The following is a 16,403-nucleotide window of genomic DNA, read 5'->3' as shown; positions in this document are numbered from 1 at the left end:
AACAATCGCAGCGCCAGTCCGGCCTCGGCTGTTTCGTCAGGCCTGGCACCACGAGATGCCGGCCTGCCTTTGCAGGAATGGTGGAGGAAACTCCTTTGTGCGCCCGGTCCATCAAAAGACAAATTCGCATGGTGTCCCGAACCCAAGCAGGTACGACATGAACCAAGCCACTCCGATGATTGAAGTGACCAATCTGGATAAGTATTATGGCGCGTTTCACGCGTTGAAAAACATCGATCTGACGGTCCATCAGGGTGAAAAAGTCGTGATCTGCGGCCCTTCGGGATCGGGAAAATCGACGCTGATCCGGTGCTTTAACGGGCTGGAGTGGCACAACTCCGGCCGCCTCGTGATCGATGGAATCGAGGTTTATGACGGAGCCAAAGAAATTCGCGAACTGCGGCAGGAAGTCGGGATGGTCTTTCAGCAGTTCAACCTGTTTCCACACCTGACAGTGCTAGAGAATCTGACGATTGGTCCGATGAAAGTGCGCGGGATATCCAAAGCGCAGGCCGAAGAAACCGCACGCAATTATCTTGAACGTGTTCATATCCCGGAACAGGCCGACAAGTACCCGGCGCAGCTGTCGGGCGGGCAACAGCAGCGCGTAGCAATTGCGCGGTCTCTATGCATGGAAACTCGGATCATGCTGTTTGACGAACCGACATCCGCGCTGGACCCCGAGATGATCAATGAGGTGCTGGATGTGATGGTCGAGCTGGCCGACACCGGCATGACCATGGTTGTCGTCACTCACGAGATGGGTTTTGCCCGTAAGGTCGCTGATACGATGGTTTTTATGGAGGCGGGCCAGATCGTCGAAGTCTCACCACCCGAACAGTTTTTCACCAACCCCTCGAGCGAACGCTGCCGTTTGTTCCTAGATCAGATCTTGGCGCATTGACATGAGCGATCTGGGCATTTCCCGGCCAAAAGGCCAGCCGCTGCCTAAGCAGCCTTTTTTAAAGCGGTTTTTTGACTCGACCCTGATTTCGGTCGGGATCTATGCCATTATCGTCGGGCTGATCGCCTATGGTGCATATACAGGCGCGCAGGGCATGGGGTACAACTGGCAATGGTACCGGGTGCCGCAGTTTCTGTATCGCAATACCGAGGTCGGTTTCGAATGGGGTGAGATTCCCATCGGGCTGGTCGCGACCATCAAGTTGTCGGTCACGGCTTTCATTTTGGCTATGGTTATTGGACTGCTTGTGGCGTTGCTGCGCCTGTCGGACCTGGTCATCGGGTCTGCAATTGCGGTTGGATTTCTGGAGCTGATCCGAAATATCCCGCTGCTGGTCCTGCTCTACCTTTTCTATTATGTTCTGGGGCCGATCTTTGGATTTGACCGATACACGGCCAGTATCCTTACCCTGGCCGTGTTCCATTCTGCCTTGATTTCGGAAATCTTTCGGGCCGGGATCAACGCCGTCCCCACAGGTCAGTGGGAGGCCGCTAAATCCATCGGGATGAGCCCGTCCCAGACTTATCGCTATATCATCCTGCCACAATCCGTCCGCTTCATGCTGCCGCCGATGACCGGCGAGGTCGTTCATCTCATAAAATCCTCGGCCATTGTCAGCGTGATTGCGGTGGCCGAGCTGACGACCTTCGGACGCAACATCATTTCAGACACATACATGAGTTTCGAAATCTGGTTCACCATCGCACTGGTTTATCTGGTGGTGACCCTGATCCTGTCGATTGGCGTAAGCCATCTGGAGAAGAAATATGCCGTCGACCAATAACCCAGAAAATATGTCGGACAACAAGGAGAACCAAGATGAAGCTTTCTCGCAGAATGCTCGGGGCTGCCCTCGGCGCGGTCGTGGCTACCGGTGTGGCGACCTCAGGCTGGGCGCAGAGCGCTACGCAGGAACTATCCAGCGAAAGTGTGATTGAAACTATCAAGCAGGATGGCGTGATCCGGATCGGTCTGTCGCTGTTCGTGCCATGGTCGATGCGCGACAAGAATGGCGATCTGATCGGATTCGAGCTGGATGTTGGTCGTCAACTGGCCGAGGATATGGGGGTTGAGGTCGAATTCGTGCCCACCGCTTGGGACGGTATCATCCCGGCGCTGGTCTCAGGCAATTTCGACGTGATCATCTCGGGCATGTCGGTGACGGCTCAGCGGAACCTGACCATCAACTTTACCGATCCATACGCCTATTCGGGTCTGGCCATTCTGGCCAATAAGTCGATGACCGAAGGCATGACGCTTGAGGATTTCAACAATCCCGAAGTGACCTTTGCCGCCCGGCGTGGTGCAACACCTGCGGCGGTGATTGCACAGAACTTCCCAGACGCGACCTTGCTGTTGTTCGATGAAGACGGTGCCTCGACTCAGGAGGTTCTGAATGGGAACGCTCATGCTTCCATGGCAGCGCAGCCAACTCCAAACCGCGAGGCTGGGTTGCACCCTGAAACGCTGAGTGTGCCGTTCGAAAATCTCTATGATCCGCGCGGTGAAGCCTTTGGTGTGCGAAAGGGCGACCCGGACGCCATGAACTATTTCAACAACTGGATCGCGCAGCAGTGGCGTTCCGGTTGGCTGAAAGAACGTCATGACTATTGGTTTGCTGGAAACGAATGGGCTGACCAGGTCGCCCAGTAACCCTGACCCACCCGGGGGGCAGCGATGCAGCCCCCCGGATCTGATACGGAGCGTCTCGCGTGCAGGATTTCCTCAAAAAACTCAGATGGCCGGACTACCTGATCGCCGCGGTTCTGTTCGTGTTTTTCGGGTATATCTGGCTGTCGATCGAAGGCACGCTCAATTATAGGTGGCGCTGGGACGTCATCCCCAGTTACATTGTCGGCTGGCATTCAGGTCGTGAGGAATACTTTGCCAATTTGTTGCTGCAAGGGTTGGCCGCAACGGTTCGCATCAGCCTCTATGCCGGAATCCTGGCGTTGATCCTGGGCACCATTCTGGGTGTAGCCCGCTGTTCATCAAATCTGACCATCCGCATGCTGGCGCGCACCTACTTGGAATTCTTGCGCAATGTGCCGCCGGTTGTTGTCGTTTTCATTTTCTTCTTCTTCCTGTCCCAACAACTGATTGATGCGTTGAATCTGGAACGATGGGCGCGCGGTATCGCGCGGCAGGAAAACAATCAGATATGGGAGTTCTTTTTCGGTGAAATGCGCCGCTTCCCATCGCTTGTTTCGGGCGTCATTGTACTGGCCCTTTTTGAGAGCGCATTCGTTGGTGAAATTGTGCGTGCCGGCATTCAGTCGATCCCAAAAGGTCAGCGGGAAGCGGCACGCTCTATCGGTATGAGCCGCCTTCAGGAACTGCGCTATGTGGTACTGCCGCAAGCGATGAAGAAAGTGGTGCCACCGCTCGCCAATCAGTTCATATCGCTGATCAAGGACAGTTCAATCCTGTCGCTGATTTCTGTACAGGAACTGACTTACAAAACAGTTGAGCTTGTGGCCTCATCCCGCATGATTTTTGAGGCGTGGATCACCACGGCCGCTTTTTACTTTGTGGTTTGCTTCGGCCTTAGCCGATTGTTTGCGCGGCTTGAAAAACGGTCGGACAAGCGCTGACGTAAAGGCCAGTATGATCTGCCTCTATGATTTCCGGCTTTCGGGCAGCTGTCACAAAGTACGACTGTTGCTGTCCATGTTGCAGCGGGATCATCAGATCGTCGACGTAGACCTGCTGAACGGTGACCAAAACCAGAGCGCGCTTTTACAGATCAATCCGCTGAACAAGGTACCGGTTCTGGACGATGATGGGTTCGTCCTGCGCGGCAGTACTGCCATCATGGTCTATCTGGCGCAGAAATACGGCGCAGGCGAATGGCCCCCGACCACACCGAGAGAACACGGCGACATACAGCAATGGTTGTCGTTTTCTGTGAATGAAATCTTTCACGGCGTTGCAATGGCCCGGGCGATTGTTCTGTTTGAACGCGACATCGATCTGGCCGAGCCGCAGGCGCTTGGGCAGAAATCCCTGAAGATTATGGAGGAACACTTGTCAGACCACCGCTGGCTGGCCTGCGACCGTCCCACCCTCGCAGATCTGGCCTGCTATCCTTACATAGCTCTGGCTTATCAGGGTGGAATATCGATGTCTCCATACCCGGCGGTGCGCGCTTGGATCGCGCGTGTTGAGGCTTTGCCGGGATATGTCCCGATGCCGGGGTTGCCGGCACCGGGTTAGGGGCAATCGGGGCTATGCTCTGATCTGCACCATGCCGTTTTCGATCCGGGACTCAAACACTTTCATCGGCCGCGTCGCAGGCGCTGAAACCGGGCGCCCGTCTCGCACATCAAATGCGCCCTGATGCAGGGGGCACTCGATGACATAGCCATCGAAATACCCGTCACACAGATCCGCGCCGCCATGATTACAAAGCGCCAGTGAGGCATAGATACCACCGGGCGTGTCGTAGATTGCGATGATACGTGAGCCGAGTTCTACCCGTGTGACCCAATTTTTTTCCAACCGAGCAGCTTCGATCACGTCTTTCCACGGTTTTACATCTGTCATGGATCACGCCTCTTCCTTGTGCCGGATCTGACGCAGGATTTCGCGGTGGGCAGCCAGATAGCCGCCGGGCTCGATATGGATGTGGTCTTTTAGCTTCTCATGCAGACGCGGGAGCGCGTGAAACGGGACCGAAGCGACATAGTGATGTTCCGCGTGGTAATTCATGTTCCAGCACAGAAAGGACCACGGTGCCGAAACCAGATTGGTGCGCGTATTTTCTGACATCTGCGCGACGGTCGGGCGTCCGACATGTTCGGTCATCCGGATGAACCGCATCACCGGCTCGCCCAGAAACAGGGGGATGAACCAGTACCAGATCAGCCCCCACCAGCCCGTGATGGCCATTCCCAGAAAGATCGCCGCATAAATAGCCAGCATTCTGCGGGCATCGCGATATACGGCCTGATGTTCGACTTTCGGAATGAACCGCAACTCGGTCTCGCTGAGATTGCCGCTGGCGTGGCGAAACAGTTCCGTGAATTTGCCGCGCCAATAGGGCAGGGCGGACAGATAAAGCAGATATTCTCCCATTGTTTCGGGCAAAGGGATCAGTTCGGGGTCTTCCCCGGTCAGTTGCGTATAGGTGTGATGATCGCAATGTTCGTAGCGAAAGAACCGATGTGGTAGAATGATGATCAGGCCGCAGATCTGACCTACCAAATCATTCAGCCACCGGGTTCGGAACACTGTATAGTGCACGCATTCATGCTGTAGTGAGAAATGGTGCACCAGAACGATGCCTTGCAGGAACATTGCGGGCCAGATTAGCCAGCTGTTCCAGGCTAGGGTGACAAGGGTAGTTGTGCCAGCCAGCACCAGTACCCAAAGCGCCAGATGGCGCAAGCCGGGGCCGTCGGACCGTTGCATGAATCCTTTCAGTTCTTCACGCGTGAGCTTGCCTTCGGCCAGTGCCTGAGACAGGGGCGTAACGATTGCTTGTGACATGTGAGTTCCACATTTTTGCCGGTGCGGGGGCTGCGCCCTCATCGCATGTACCGGCACCGGAGACGGGAGTGCTCCGCACCATAGGACCTTGTCAGGTGGACCTATTGCAATCAGTTTAGCGCGATGGCACGTGTTCGATCAAGCGGGAAGGCTCAGCCAGTGCGGCGTAGACCGATATCCAGATCGGGGTCGGCGAACAGGGCAGCCGCGCAGGGGTGCTTGTCCAGAATGGTGGCTCCGCCGGGCAGCCGGTCGGCGTGGAAAGCCCCGTTTTCCCAGTAGTTCACACCGTCGATTACGATCGTCGGATCAAACACGTTCCAGCTTATTTCGCCTGGGGCATAAGCACCGCAGGTGTGGAAGTGCAGAATACGCGGATTGCCGAAAGCGGACCCGCCCCAACGTTCGAAATTCTCGCGCATGTCCCATGGGTAGCCGCAGCCCGGGTGGATGCCCGCATGCCAGGAATGCACGAAGTTGCGGTCGATGCCGAACTGACCCGCGACCCGGTCATAATGAGCTTCGGCCCGTGCGGCGTCGGCAGGATCGCCGTCAAACCCTGTCAGGCGCCCGCTTTCCAGCATCGCAAAAACCGGTCTTTCGAACTCCACCGTATAATCATCATAGTATTTTGATCCGGTGCCCGTCAGAAATTTCAACGCCACCCTGCCCGAAAAGCTGTGTGCCGGGACTGGCGTGAAGACCGACATGGGGAAGCGCAGGATCGACGTATCGCCTGTCGTATCCAGGTTCATCTCAGGTCGTCCCTGAAAGTCCGTACCCAGAGGGCAGGTGACCCGTACGTCGGCGGCCCTATTCAGAACGCCGTTGATCCCAGCCTTGATGTCGAGGAAGGCATCGTGATGCCCGTTGGAAAAACCAGAGCCAAAAAGCTCGCGGCTTAGGGCGAAGCTGACGATGATCTTCTTGCCCTGCGGCATTTCCGAGAACCGGAGTTGATCCCCGAGACGGGCCAGAAACAGGATAATATCGGCGGTTTCGAACCGCGCCAGGAGATCAGCGGACAGGTGTGGATTGTCCGGATTAAAACCCACATCCACTGCATCAACCGACAGCCCCATGGATCGCGCGGCATGCGTGACGATTTGGACACTATCCGCATCGAAATAGCCGTGTTCGGGAGGTTCATAAGCGATCAACAACCGGTCGCCTGCCGTTGCGTGGGCGCAGTTAGTCAATAGATTTCGCGCGCCGCGCTCGGGTGTGATGTCCGACATTCGCGTCTCCTACGGGTTCCGGTCAGCATAGATTAGGCTCGGGTTGAGCGCCTAATCTATTTGAAAGTGATTATGCCTGACATTAGGGTGACTAATATGATCGTAAACCTGCCCTATTCCGCCCTGCGCGCCTTCGAGGCAGTTGTCCGGCATTCCGGCTTTTCTCCTGCTGCAGCTGAGCTGGGCGTCAGCCAGAGCGCGGTCAGTCAGCATGTGCGGGCGCTTGAGGAATGGCTTGGTCTCGAACTGCTGGTGCGTGGTGCGCGGTCATCGCGTCCGACCCGCGAAGGGGAACTGCTGGCGCTGGCCATTTCTGAAGGTTTGGGGCGTATTTCGGACGTTTGTACCCAGCTGAGGGACAAGACCCGCACCGACAGGACCATCGTGATTTCATGTCTGCCGGGTTTTGCGTTCAACTGGTTGTTTCCGCGCCTTTTAAACTTTGACCTCGCTCATCCGGACCTGTCGATTTCCATTGCCACAGATACCGGGCAATATCCGTTTTCAGGGGCGGACGCGGATATCGGTATTCGCTATGGTCTGGGTGATTATCCTGGCTATCAGGTCGATTTGCTGATGACCGAGCAGCTGTTTCCGGTCTGCGCTCCCTCTTTGATACCAAGCTTGCGTGGGGTCGAAGATCTGGCGCAACACACGATGCTGGTGGATGAGAACCTGCATCATGGGCCCGCAAGTCCAACGTGGGATTTCTGGGCGCGGCAATGCGGACTGACGCTACCGTGGCCCTTGCGAACACGGAGGTTTGGGCAATCCAATTTGGTTGTTCAGGCGGCCATCGAGGGGCTTGGTGTCGCTTTAGGGCGGGAACCTCTGGTCATCGACACGCTGTGCGATGGACGTTTGGTGCGACCAGTTCCGGAGCTGACGCAATCTCCGTTGTCTTATTGGCTGGTTCGACCCCATGAAACTAAGGACAGCCCGAAAGTCGGTGAGTTTCTGAACTGGATCCGTGCCGAGGTTGAGGCGCAGCCAGACATTCCGCCAGCCGCGGGCGCCGGGAATTAGCCTGACTTATACGAGTCATTACCATTCCAGCATGGTGCAAGATCGGCTTGCCGCCCATACTTGCACAAGCCATCTGACAATCTGGAGAGCATTCCAATGTATCTGAGAAACTGCTGGTATGTCGCCGCCTGGAGCAAAGATATCGGTCGCGAGCTGAAGGCCGAGACGTTTCTGGGCGAGAATATCGTGCTTTACCGGCAGGAGGATGGCAGGCCAGTCGCGTTGGAGGATGCTTGCCCGCACCGCAAGCTGCCTTTGTCCAAGGGCAACCTTATCGGGGATGTAGTGGAATGCGGCTATCACGGGCTTAAATTTGACTGCACGGGCAAGTGCACCGACAGTCCGACGCAGCGTGGCATGACCCCGCGGCGGGCGGTGGTTAGATCATATCCGGTTGTGGATCGGTATCGGTTCCTTTGGATATGGATGGGCGATCCGGAACTGGCAGATCCCGACAAGATTTTCCCGATCGAGAATTTTGACGATGACAGCTGGGGCAAGACTGACGGTGGGGTAATGGATATCGACTGTCATTACCTGTGGGTCTGCGACAACCTGCTTGATCCCAGCCATGTCGCCTGGGTGCATGTATCTTCTTTTGCAGGCGCTGGAACGGATGAAGAGCCGCTGAACGTCGAGCGGACCGACCGTGGCGTCGTCGTCTCGCGCTGGATCGCGAACAAACCGCCATCGCCCTATTACGCCAAACTGGTGGCATTTGACGGCGATTGCGACCGGCTGCAGCATTATGAGATGTGCATGCCCGCGATCGGGTTGAACAAATCCATCTATACGCCGGTCGGAACCGGCGGGTATGACAAGCAACCCATTGCTGAAACGTTCATCAATATCTCCTATAATTTCATGACCCCAATCGATGAAGACCGCACCAGATACTTCTGGTTTCAGCACCGAAATTCCGATCCCGAAAACGCGGAAGTGTCCAAATTCATGAATGACGGTGCGCGCATGGCGTTTCTTGAGGACAAGGACGTTCTGGAAGAAGTCCACAAGGGTATGAAGTACGCCAAGACGCCCAATATCGATCTCGGGTTGGATGCGGGCGCCAAACTGTTTCGCAAAACGCTTGATCGCGCGATCGAAGCCGAAACCACCCCTGTGAGTACAACAGTTCCGGCTTGAGGCGCCTTCTGGGAAGGTTACACACGTAGTGTCAATAGATCGGGTTATTTGAAGTTGACCCCGCCCTGCCGACCTAATTTTTGGCAAGAAGGGCGGAGTTTGCCACTTGCTTGTTACGACGCTCTGTAGATCACTGGAAACCGGCCCCCGGCGAAGGGCGCACCGGGGCGCAAGCTGTCGTCGTGAAGCCATTCGGTGACAGTATCGCGGGGCTCATAGCTTGCGCCGTCCACAGCGAACCGGATCGCATAGCCGCGTCTGCGCCGGGTTGAGGTGCGGTTGCCCATCGCTGAATGTACAATCATACCGTCAAATGCCAGCGCATCACCGGGTTTCATTTTCGGGTAATGAAAGATGTCGTAGTCGGCGCGGTTCATCTCGAAATCGGGCATGTCGATATAGTCTGGGTTGTCCACTTCCAGATAATGCAAAAAGCCCCCAAGTTGGTCTGTTTTGAAGGGCCGGTATTTGGCGCCCCAAGCATGCGAGCCTCTTACGAACTCCAACGCGCCGTTGTCGGGGTCCACGGGGTCCAGCGCAATCCACATGGTCATGATCGGGCCTGAGACCGGCCAATAGGGTTGGTCCGTATGCCAGCCCGTTTGTGTCTTTGTGCCCGGTTCTTTGGCAAATATCTGGTCGTAGATCAGCGAGGTCCAGGGGCTGTTTGCTACCTCTGCCACACGCTGCCCAATATCAGAATTCAGGCAATAGTCTTGAAACACGCCAGGATTTTCACGCATGTTTTTGTAAGCAAAGTAACGGTCGCCTTTGGCAACTTCGTCATCGACAGCCTGGCGCAGCTTACTCAGCCAATCCTGTGACAGCACTTGTTTCAGCAGCACGACTCCGTCGCGCGCATAGGTATTCTGAACGGTTTTCAGGTCAGGTGTTTGTGTCATGTAACGTCCATTTCTGTCACCTCATTCACAGAGGCGGTTGCAGAGGGTAGGCGCGTTGCGCCCGGTTTTTCTGGCGTTACGAGGCGGGTGAACTGCGGCAGTTTATGATGAAGCAGGGCCAAAGCGACCGGGCCGACCATTTGCCGGCGAGACGTCGATGGAACTGTTCCACGCGAAAGCTCATTGCGTCACCTTTCTCCGATACCTTAGCCGCAATTTCCGCATTGGAATAGAACCCGTGGCGAGTTGTTTTGGATGTCGATAAATTTATTGACTAAATGTGCACAGTGATAAATATTATTACCATCATGCAAAATTATTCTGTTTTCTCGCTCGCCCGTAATGCGCTAACCGGGCACCGGAACTGGCCGCAGGTCTGGCGCAGCCCGCCGTTGAAAGACCGCTATGATGTCGTGGTGATCGGGGCAGGGGGTCACGGGCTGGCAACTGCCTATTATCTGGCCAAGGAATTTGGCATCACCAATGTCGCCGTGTTGGAACGCGGCTGGCTGGGCGGCGGCAACATCGCGCGAAATACGGTGACCATTCGGTCGAATTACATGAGGGATGAGTCAATCCCGTTCTATGTCAAATCCGTCGCCATGTACGAAGGGCTCACGGACGAGTTGAATTTCAACATGATGCATTCCAAACGAACCATGGTCGATGTGGTTCAGACCTGGCCCAAGCTACGCGAGCTTCGGCGGCGGCAGTTGGTGATGGACATCTACGGCTCGACCTACGAACAGATCACAACCGAGGAATTGCGCCGCCGCATTCCTGCGTTGACTGGCGGCGGCCCAGATGCACGGCTGCCTGTGATCTGCGGCATGGTTCATACGGATGCGGGCGTGAACCGGCATGATGCGGTGGCCTGGGGCTATGCCCGCGCGGCTGATGCGCGCGGGATTGAGATTCATCAGCAAACAGCGGTGCAATCCCTGCTACGCGGGGCGGATGGGTCCATCGAAGGGGTCGAGACCAACCGGGGCACAGTTCGCGCAAAGAAAGTGGTCGTGGCAGTCTCAGGCCATACAACGACGCTGACCGAAACTGCAGGCCTCAAACTGCCGCTGCGGACGATGAACCTGACGGCCTTTGTGTCTGAGCCGGTCAAGCCGCTGGTTGATGTGATCGTGAATTGCCCGGACAGCGGGTTCTATTTCAGCCAGTCCGACAAAGGTGAGATGGTCATCGGCGGCGCGCCCGATATGGGGCAGAGCTTCCGTCGAGACATAAAGCAACATGTATTCGAGGATACCGTGACTGCGATGCTGTCGCTTTTCCCCAGTTTCAAGAAGCTCAAACTGATGCGGCAATGGGGCGGGCATCTGGATATAGCCCATGATGCATCACCCATCATGGATCAGACAGATGTGCCGGGCCTGTTTGTCACCGCCGGATGGTGGGGAGGGTACAAAGCAATCCCTGCGGGCGGGCTGACGCTGGCGCATCTGGTGGCCAAAGGTGAACCGCACCCATTGATGGCACCCTTCACACTGGGCAGGTTCCGGCATCTGGATTTCGTAATGGAAGCCGGAACCACCACTGCGCGATAGGAAAGGACAGGATCATGATGCTCATAACCTGCCCGTTCTGTGGCAAGCGCAATGAAAGCGAATTTATCCATGGTGGCCCGGTAGGGGCGGTCCGCCCAGATCCCAATGCCGTCAGCGATGAGGAATGGGTCGAGTATCTGACAGTGACGCCGAATCCATTGGGTCCGGTTCAGGAGAAATGGTGGCACGCACGGGGATGCGGTGAATGGTTCACCATCTGGCGTGATACACGGACCCATGACATTGTGGAGGCACCCGATGGCACAACGTAACCGCCGCGCCTCGGCCGGGCGCATCGACCGAAACCGCCCTTTGCATTTCACCTTCAATGGCAAACCATATGAAGGGTTTGAGGGCGATACGTTGGCCTCGGCCCTGTTGGCCAACGGAATTCGTGTCACCGCCCGCAGTTTTAAGTATCACCGCCCGCGCGGTATTATGGGGCACGGGGTCGAAGAACCTGCGACTCTGGTGGAACTGGACGGCGAGGATGCCTCGGGCAACCGTCCCGCGACCACCGTACCACTTCGGGACGGGCTCAGCGCACGCTCGGTCAATTGCTGGCCGTCGCCCGAGTTCGATCTGGGCGGGATCAATCAGTTGCTCTCGCGGTTTATCCCCGCAGGGTTTTACTACAAGACGTTCAAATGGCCGAACTGGCATCTGTTCGAACCTTCGATCCGCCGGGCTGCTGGGTTGGCGGCAGCACCCAAAAGCCCCCCGGCTTCGGACCATTTTGAAGCCCGAAACGCCCATGCCGATGTGCTGATCGTGGGGGCGGGCCCAGCCGGGCTGCAAGCGGCGCTTGAGGCTGGTCGCGCAGGAAAACGCGTGTTTTTGGCCGATGAGGGCGCCGAGGCGGGCGGTAGTTTATTGAACCGCAGCCTGTATATCGGTGGGCAGTCAGCCGTGGACTGGGTCGCGGATGCGGTGGCTGAGCTGCGTGGGATGGAGAATGTCACCCATCTGCAGAATGCAACCGTCTGGGCCTATCGCGAGCACAATCTGATGATCGTGAACGAACGCGAACCCGAATTGGACGGAGTTCTGGAACGCAGCTGGCGCGTGCGGGCGGGGGAAGTTGTGATTGCAACCGGAGCCACCGAACGAGCCATGGTCTTTGGTGACAATGATCGACCCGGTGTCATGCTGGCCTCGTCGGTGCAGGCCTATGTCAATCGCTGGGGCGTTACACCCGGGCAGCGTGTGGTGCTGTTTACCAACAACAACAGTGTTTACGCCGTGGCGGCCGATCTGGCAGCAGCCGGCATGCAGGTTGAGGCCATCCTCGATTGTCGCAAAACCGTTCCACCTGAAGCTATGAAGCTGGTGCCGGATATTCCGGTTCATGCCGCAACCGTTGCTGGTGACGTACGCGGGCGCAAAGGCGTGCGCGCAGTCAAAGCCGTCCCCGTGACCGGAGGAGCGGGTCGCTGGATCGACTGTGATGTGCTGGGTTGTTCCGGCGGTTGGAACCCGACCGTTCATCTTTGGTCGCAATCCCGCAGCACGTTGCGATTTGATGAGGATCTGGCAGCCTTTGTTCCTGACCAGGCGGTTCAGAATTGTCGCGCAGTGGGTGCAGCGGCTGGTGATCTGACGCTGGATAGGATTGTTGGTGGCGGCGAAGACCTGGTCTACGCGATCGAACCTCTCTGGCGGGTCAACGTGCCGGGACAGCGCGGGAAGGCTTTTCTGGATGTGCAGAACGATGTCTCGGTCAGCGATGTGCATCTGGCCCTGCGCGAAGGCTATGACAATGTGGAACATGTCAAGCGCTACACGACCGGCGGCATGGGGATCGATCAGGGCAAAACCGGCAATATTAACATCATCGGCACTGTTGCGATGCAAAAGGGTGTGCCGCTGCAAGAGGTTGGAACAACCACCTTTCGATCCCCCTACACGCCTGTTTCGTTTGGTGCGATTGGCGGATTACGGGAAGGCTGGCGGCTATTCCCCTATCGCCATACCCCTGTAACCCAATGGAATAAGGACAACGGCGCTGTGATGTATGAAGCCGGCGCGCGCTGGCGGCGTCCGGGCTATTTCCCAAAACCGGGTGAAGGCCTGCAAGAGGCGGTAAACCGCGAATGCCGCGCTGTCCGTGAAGGCGTCGGCGTCTATGACGGCTCGCCTCTTGGCACGTTTGAACTGAAGGGGCGGGACGTTCCGAAATTCCTAGATTTCATCTACTCCAACATTATGTCCACGCTGAAACCGGGTGACGGGCGCTATGGATTGATGTTGTCTGAAGATGGCTTGATCCTGGACGATGGCGTGGCCTTCCGGCTCGATGAGCACCGCTGGATGATTTCAACCTCGACCGGTCACGCGGATGCGGTGAACCAGCATATGGAAAAGCTGTTGCAAACCGAATTCCCCGACTGGCAGGTGCTGATTACCACTGTCACCAGCCAGTGGAATAATGCCACTATCTGTGGTCCCAAGGCGCGTGAAGTTTTGCAGGCGGTAGGCTCGGATATCGACCTCGCGCCCGAGGCGTTCCCTTTCATGTCTTTCCGCGAAGGCACCGTCGCTGGTTTCCCGGCGCGGGTGGTGCGGGTGAGTTTCACCGGTGAACTGTCCTATGAGGTCAACGTCGCCCCGCGCCACATGGCGGCCCTGTGGGATAAGGTGATGGAGGTTGGTGCGCCCTTTGGCATCCTGCCTGTGGGTTCGGAATCCAGCCATGTGCTGCGGGTCGAAAAAGGGTTCCTGTCGTTGGGGCATGAAGTCGACGGCACGGTGGATGCCTATGATCTGGGAATGGGATGGGCGATGTCCAAGAAGAAGCCTGACTATCTGGGTAAACGCTCGGTCCAGCTGCGCAGGTCAGGCGGCGGTACCCGGCGCGAACTGGTCGGAATTCTGGCGGATGATCCCAACCAGCAAATCCCCGAAGGTGCACCACTGACGCCCGGAGGTCGGAAAGAAGCCACCGACGGGTTGGTCACTGCCTGTGTATGGAGCGTGGTAAACAAACGCTGGGTTGGGCTGGCGTTGCTGGAAGATGGCCACGCGCGGCAGGGTGAAACCGCCCATGTCCGGCTGAAGGATGACGTGATCCCGGTCACAGTCACGAAACCGGTCTTTCACGACCCCGAAGGTAAATTGCTGAGGTCCTGAGATGAGTTATGACGTCACAATTGAACGGTGCGGCCTGAAGGCTCTGTTCGACCTCAAAGGCGCGCCAGACGCAGTATCGAAATGGGCTGGGGACGCTTTACCTAGTTTGCCGTACAGCCCTAACAGCCGAGCAGAAAAGGACGGTGTCGAACTGTTTCACATCGGTCGTGACCACTGGATCACCCGCGCCCCTCTGGCGCAGGAAGACGCGATGGAAGCCCGGCTGAAGCCCACGGACAGCCCGGCAGATATCAGTATTGTTCGGGTCTCGGACACGATGACCTTCTTTCGCATAGTCGGCCAAGATGCAGGTCAGGTGATGTCAATTGCTTGCCCGATGGATCTGCATGACAGCGTGTTCGGGACGGACGCGGTTTCCTATACCGAAGTATTTGGCCTCAAGGCTTTGGTGATGCGGTGCCAGGATGGTATTGAGTTCGCGGTCGAACAAAGCTTTGCGGATATGGTCGAAGACTATCTGATCCGCGCAACGACTTGAGGGGAAGATCGGCATGGCGCGAACGCACATCCACAAGTACCAGACGCGCTATCACGCGAAAGCAACCTATTCCAAGGCGATCCGCGCCCGGGGTGACTTTGTCTTCATGCAGGGTCAGGTCGGCACGCTGATGGATGGCACACTGGTTGGCTTAGGCGACCCGGGCGCGCAGGCAGATCAGGCCTGCCGCAACATCCAGCGCTGGATGGAAGAGGCCGGGGGAAGCTTGACTGATGTTTGCAAGTTGACAGTCTACGTGACCGATATTTCGTACCGTCCAGCCGTTTACGAGGCGATCAATCGCTGGTTCGAAGGTGTTCATCACTGTTCGACAGGCGTAGTTGTGCAGGGGCTTGCCGATCCGTCGCTTTTGGTCGAGATCGACGCGATGGCTGTCATCGATGATGATGCTGATACCCCCGGCTGAAGGAGTCGGGTCTATCCGGCATCGCATTGCGTAGAAACGCCAGTCATGACAGTGTCCGGTCGAGCCGGTCCGGTTTTGTCTGCGAATTGTAATGCTTTCGACACTCACCTCGATACTGCCGATCTTTTTGATCATTGCGCTGGGCTTGGCCCTGCGCAAAGGCGGCATTCCCAGTACGGATTTCTGGAACCTGAATGACAAACTTGTCTATTGGGTTCTGATGCCATGCCTTCTGTTCAGCAAAATTTCCCTGTCGCCGTTGGACAAGTCAGCGCTGGGCCTTTACTCGGTTGCCATTCTGGGCGGGTTTGTTGTGGCGCTTCTGTTTGCGCTTCTTAGTGCTCGTTTGATGGGTTTTGCGCCTCCGCAGGCCACCTCGATCCTGCAAGGCAGCGCGCGACATAACTCATTCATCGGGCTTGCGCTGGCTGCCAACTTGTATGGGCCAGCAGGGCTGGATATCGCGATTCTGGCGACCGCAATTCTCGTGCCCACCACCAATATTGTTATGGTGGTTCTGATGGTTGGTGCGCTCAAAGGCGATCGGACCAACAGCCTGGCCGTTGCAATTCTGCGGGAACTCGCGCGCAATCCCTACGTGATTTCGATCTTTCTGGCGGTTTGTGCCAACCAGTTGGTCGGTGACAGGATAGCGGTCGTGCATGATGTGACGGATGTTCTGGGTGCAGGCGCTTTGCCGATCACATTGCTGGCTGTCGGTGCAAATCTGAGAGTCCGGGCAATGGCCGCAAGTGCGCTGCCCTTAATTCTGGCCTTCACGGGCAAGATGATTGTCTTCCCTCTGGCAGTTCTGGTGATCGGACTGCTGGTGGGGTTGCCACGGGAGGTTCTGCAGATCGCCGTCGTCTATTCGGTAGTTCCCACCGGCGCGTCTTCTTACACGTTGGCCAAGCACCTGGGTGGAGACGCGCCGCTGATGGCGGCCATTGTCACGTTGCAGACGTTGATAGCAGCCGTTAGCATTCCCGTATCACTTGCTTTGCTGCTGCCCCTAATTCCTTAAG

17 protein-coding genes are annotated in these 16,403 nt (G+C 56.8%); 13 read left to right on the top strand and 4 right to left on the bottom strand.

The genetic code is table 11. The features are described 5' to 3' along the window. The first annotated feature begins 157 nt into the window (after positions 1–157). From AC2FJF_RS12700 to AC2FJF_RS12680, 5 genes are read left to right on the top strand one after another with little or no spacing between them, the layout of a single operon-like run. Positions 158–904, top strand: a complete 747-nt coding sequence (locus AC2FJF_RS12700; RefSeq protein WP_282121048.1) for an amino acid ABC transporter ATP-binding protein — start codon at positions 158–160, stop codon at positions 902–904. Between the two features lies 1 nt (position 905). Beyond that, positions 906–1,748 carry an amino acid ABC transporter permease gene (locus tag AC2FJF_RS12695; RefSeq protein ID WP_496725729.1) on the top strand — a complete coding sequence of 281 codons (843 nt, stop codon included), beginning with the start codon at positions 906–908 and terminating at the stop codon, positions 1,746–1,748. A gap of 35 nt (positions 1,749–1,783) precedes the next feature. Then, positions 1,784–2,617 carry a transporter substrate-binding domain-containing protein gene (locus tag AC2FJF_RS12690; protein ID WP_282121046.1) on the top strand — a complete coding sequence of 278 codons (834 nt, stop codon included), beginning with the start codon at positions 1,784–1,786 and terminating at the stop codon, positions 2,615–2,617. A gap of 59 nt (positions 2,618–2,676) precedes the next feature. Then, positions 2,677–3,558: an amino acid ABC transporter permease gene (locus tag AC2FJF_RS12685; RefSeq protein WP_496699166.1), complete on the top strand. Its 882-nt coding sequence runs from the start codon at positions 2,677–2,679 to the stop codon at positions 3,556–3,558. Between the two features lie 13 nt (positions 3,559–3,571). Continuing rightward, on the top strand, positions 3,572–4,180 hold the full coding sequence (locus tag AC2FJF_RS12680; RefSeq protein WP_496725728.1) for a glutathione S-transferase family protein: 609 nt from the start codon (positions 3,572–3,574) through the stop codon (positions 4,178–4,180). A gap of 12 nt (positions 4,181–4,192) precedes the next feature. Here AC2FJF_RS12680 and AC2FJF_RS12675 read toward each other — a convergent pair whose 3' ends face one another. The 3 genes from AC2FJF_RS12675 to AC2FJF_RS12665 all read right to left on the bottom strand — a co-directional run bounded on the left by AC2FJF_RS12675 (position 4,193) and on the right by AC2FJF_RS12665 (position 6,693). Continuing rightward, positions 4,193–4,510, bottom strand: coding sequence for a non-heme iron oxygenase ferredoxin subunit (locus tag AC2FJF_RS12675; RefSeq protein WP_496725727.1), 318 nt, complete (start codon positions 4,508–4,510; stop codon positions 4,193–4,195). A 3-nt stretch (positions 4,511–4,513) separates the two neighbouring features. Continuing rightward, positions 4,514–5,455, bottom strand: coding sequence for a fatty acid desaturase family protein (locus tag AC2FJF_RS12670; protein WP_496725726.1), 942 nt, complete (start codon positions 5,453–5,455; stop codon positions 4,514–4,516). Between the two features lie 152 nt (positions 5,456–5,607). Beyond that, positions 5,608–6,693, bottom strand: coding sequence for a hypothetical protein (locus AC2FJF_RS12665; RefSeq protein ID WP_496725725.1), 1,086 nt, complete (start codon positions 6,691–6,693; stop codon positions 5,608–5,610). Between the two features lie 96 nt (positions 6,694–6,789). Here AC2FJF_RS12665 and AC2FJF_RS12660 point away from each other — a divergent pair, with 96 nt between their 5' ends. Then, positions 6,790–7,719: a LysR substrate-binding domain-containing protein gene (locus AC2FJF_RS12660; protein ID WP_496725724.1), complete on the top strand. Its 930-nt coding sequence runs from the start codon at positions 6,790–6,792 to the stop codon at positions 7,717–7,719. Positions 7,720–7,815: 96 nt separating this feature from the next. Next, a complete protein-coding gene (locus AC2FJF_RS12655) occupies positions 7,816–8,862 on the top strand; it encodes an aromatic ring-hydroxylating dioxygenase subunit alpha (protein WP_282154148.1) in 1,047 nt (348 codons plus the stop codon). 113 nt (positions 8,863–8,975) lie between these two features. Here the strand turns inward: AC2FJF_RS12655 and AC2FJF_RS12650 are convergent, their stop codons facing one another. After that, positions 8,976–9,764, bottom strand: a complete 789-nt coding sequence (locus tag AC2FJF_RS12650; RefSeq protein WP_496725723.1) for a phytanoyl-CoA dioxygenase family protein — start codon at positions 9,762–9,764, stop codon at positions 8,976–8,978. 308 nt (positions 9,765–10,072) lie between these two features. Here AC2FJF_RS12650 and AC2FJF_RS12645 point away from each other — a divergent pair, with 308 nt between their 5' ends. From AC2FJF_RS12645 to AC2FJF_RS12620, 6 genes are all read left to right on the top strand, one after another. Then, positions 10,073–11,323 carry an FAD-dependent oxidoreductase gene (locus tag AC2FJF_RS12645; RefSeq protein WP_496725722.1) on the top strand — a complete coding sequence of 417 codons (1,251 nt, stop codon included), beginning with the start codon at positions 10,073–10,075 and terminating at the stop codon, positions 11,321–11,323. A gap of 14 nt (positions 11,324–11,337) precedes the next feature. Continuing rightward, positions 11,338–11,595: a sarcosine oxidase subunit delta gene (locus AC2FJF_RS12640; protein ID WP_282121036.1), complete on the top strand. Its 258-nt coding sequence runs from the start codon at positions 11,338–11,340 to the stop codon at positions 11,593–11,595. Next, positions 11,582–14,452, top strand: coding sequence for a 2Fe-2S iron-sulfur cluster-binding protein (locus AC2FJF_RS12635; RefSeq protein ID WP_496725721.1), 2,871 nt, complete (start codon positions 11,582–11,584; stop codon positions 14,450–14,452). The genes AC2FJF_RS12640 and AC2FJF_RS12635 overlap by 14 nt, the downstream gene beginning before the upstream one ends. Position 14,453: 1 nt before the next feature. After that, positions 14,454–14,951, top strand: coding sequence for a sarcosine oxidase subunit gamma family protein (locus AC2FJF_RS12630; protein ID WP_496725720.1), 498 nt, complete (start codon positions 14,454–14,456; stop codon positions 14,949–14,951). Between the two features lie 13 nt (positions 14,952–14,964). Next, positions 14,965–15,378 carry a RidA family protein gene (locus tag AC2FJF_RS12625; RefSeq protein ID WP_496725719.1) on the top strand — a complete coding sequence of 138 codons (414 nt, stop codon included), beginning with the start codon at positions 14,965–14,967 and terminating at the stop codon, positions 15,376–15,378. Between the two features lie 91 nt (positions 15,379–15,469). Further along, positions 15,470–16,402: an AEC family transporter gene (locus AC2FJF_RS12620; RefSeq protein ID WP_496725718.1), complete on the top strand. Its 933-nt coding sequence runs from the start codon at positions 15,470–15,472 to the stop codon at positions 16,400–16,402. Position 16,403: the final 1 nt, after the last annotated feature.

This window comes from Ruegeria sp. CDSB013, from assembly GCF_059611165.1.
The sequence above is the reverse complement of the archived record's forward strand: the minus strand, read 5'-3'. Positions and strand labels throughout refer to the sequence as shown.

Bases quoted from the DNA above. Each gene is read 5' to 3' on its own strand.
- AC2FJF_RS12690 (WP_282121046.1), top strand. From the start codon at position 1,784: ATGAAGCTTTCTCGCAGAATGCTCGGGGCTGCCCTCGGCGCGGTCGTG.
- AC2FJF_RS12670 (WP_496725726.1), bottom strand. From the start codon at position 5,455: ATGTCACAAGCAATCGTTACGCCCCTGTCTCAGGCACTGGCCGAAGGC.
- AC2FJF_RS12620 (WP_496725718.1), top strand. From the start codon at position 15,470: ATGCTTTCGACACTCACCTCGATACTGCCGATCTTTTTGATCATTGCG.
- AC2FJF_RS12675 (WP_496725727.1), bottom strand. From the start codon at position 4,510: ATGACAGATGTAAAACCGTGGAAAGACGTGATCGAAGCTGCTCGGTTG.
- AC2FJF_RS12680 (WP_496725728.1), top strand. From the start codon at position 3,572: ATGATCTGCCTCTATGATTTCCGGCTTTCGGGCAGCTGTCACAAAGTA.
- AC2FJF_RS12660 (WP_496725724.1), top strand. From the start codon at position 6,790: ATGATCGTAAACCTGCCCTATTCCGCCCTGCGCGCCTTCGAGGCAGTT.
- AC2FJF_RS12640 (WP_282121036.1), top strand. From the start codon at position 11,338: ATGATGCTCATAACCTGCCCGTTCTGTGGCAAGCGCAATGAAAGCGAA.
- AC2FJF_RS12655 (WP_282154148.1), top strand. From the start codon at position 7,816: ATGTATCTGAGAAACTGCTGGTATGTCGCCGCCTGGAGCAAAGATATC.
- AC2FJF_RS12635 (WP_496725721.1), top strand. From the start codon at position 11,582: ATGGCACAACGTAACCGCCGCGCCTCGGCCGGGCGCATCGACCGAAAC.
- AC2FJF_RS12630 (WP_496725720.1), top strand. From the start codon at position 14,454: ATGAGTTATGACGTCACAATTGAACGGTGCGGCCTGAAGGCTCTGTTC.
- AC2FJF_RS12625 (WP_496725719.1), top strand. From the start codon at position 14,965: ATGGCGCGAACGCACATCCACAAGTACCAGACGCGCTATCACGCGAAA.
- AC2FJF_RS12695 (WP_496725729.1), top strand. From the start codon at position 906: ATGAGCGATCTGGGCATTTCCCGGCCAAAAGGCCAGCCGCTGCCTAAG.
- AC2FJF_RS12665 (WP_496725725.1), bottom strand. From the start codon at position 6,693: ATGTCGGACATCACACCCGAGCGCGGCGCGCGAAATCTATTGACTAAC.
- AC2FJF_RS12700 (WP_282121048.1), top strand. From the start codon at position 158: ATGAACCAAGCCACTCCGATGATTGAAGTGACCAATCTGGATAAGTAT.
- AC2FJF_RS12645 (WP_496725722.1), top strand. From the start codon at position 10,073: ATGCAAAATTATTCTGTTTTCTCGCTCGCCCGTAATGCGCTAACCGGG.
- AC2FJF_RS12650 (WP_496725723.1), bottom strand. From the start codon at position 9,764: ATGACACAAACACCTGACCTGAAAACCGTTCAGAATACCTATGCGCGC.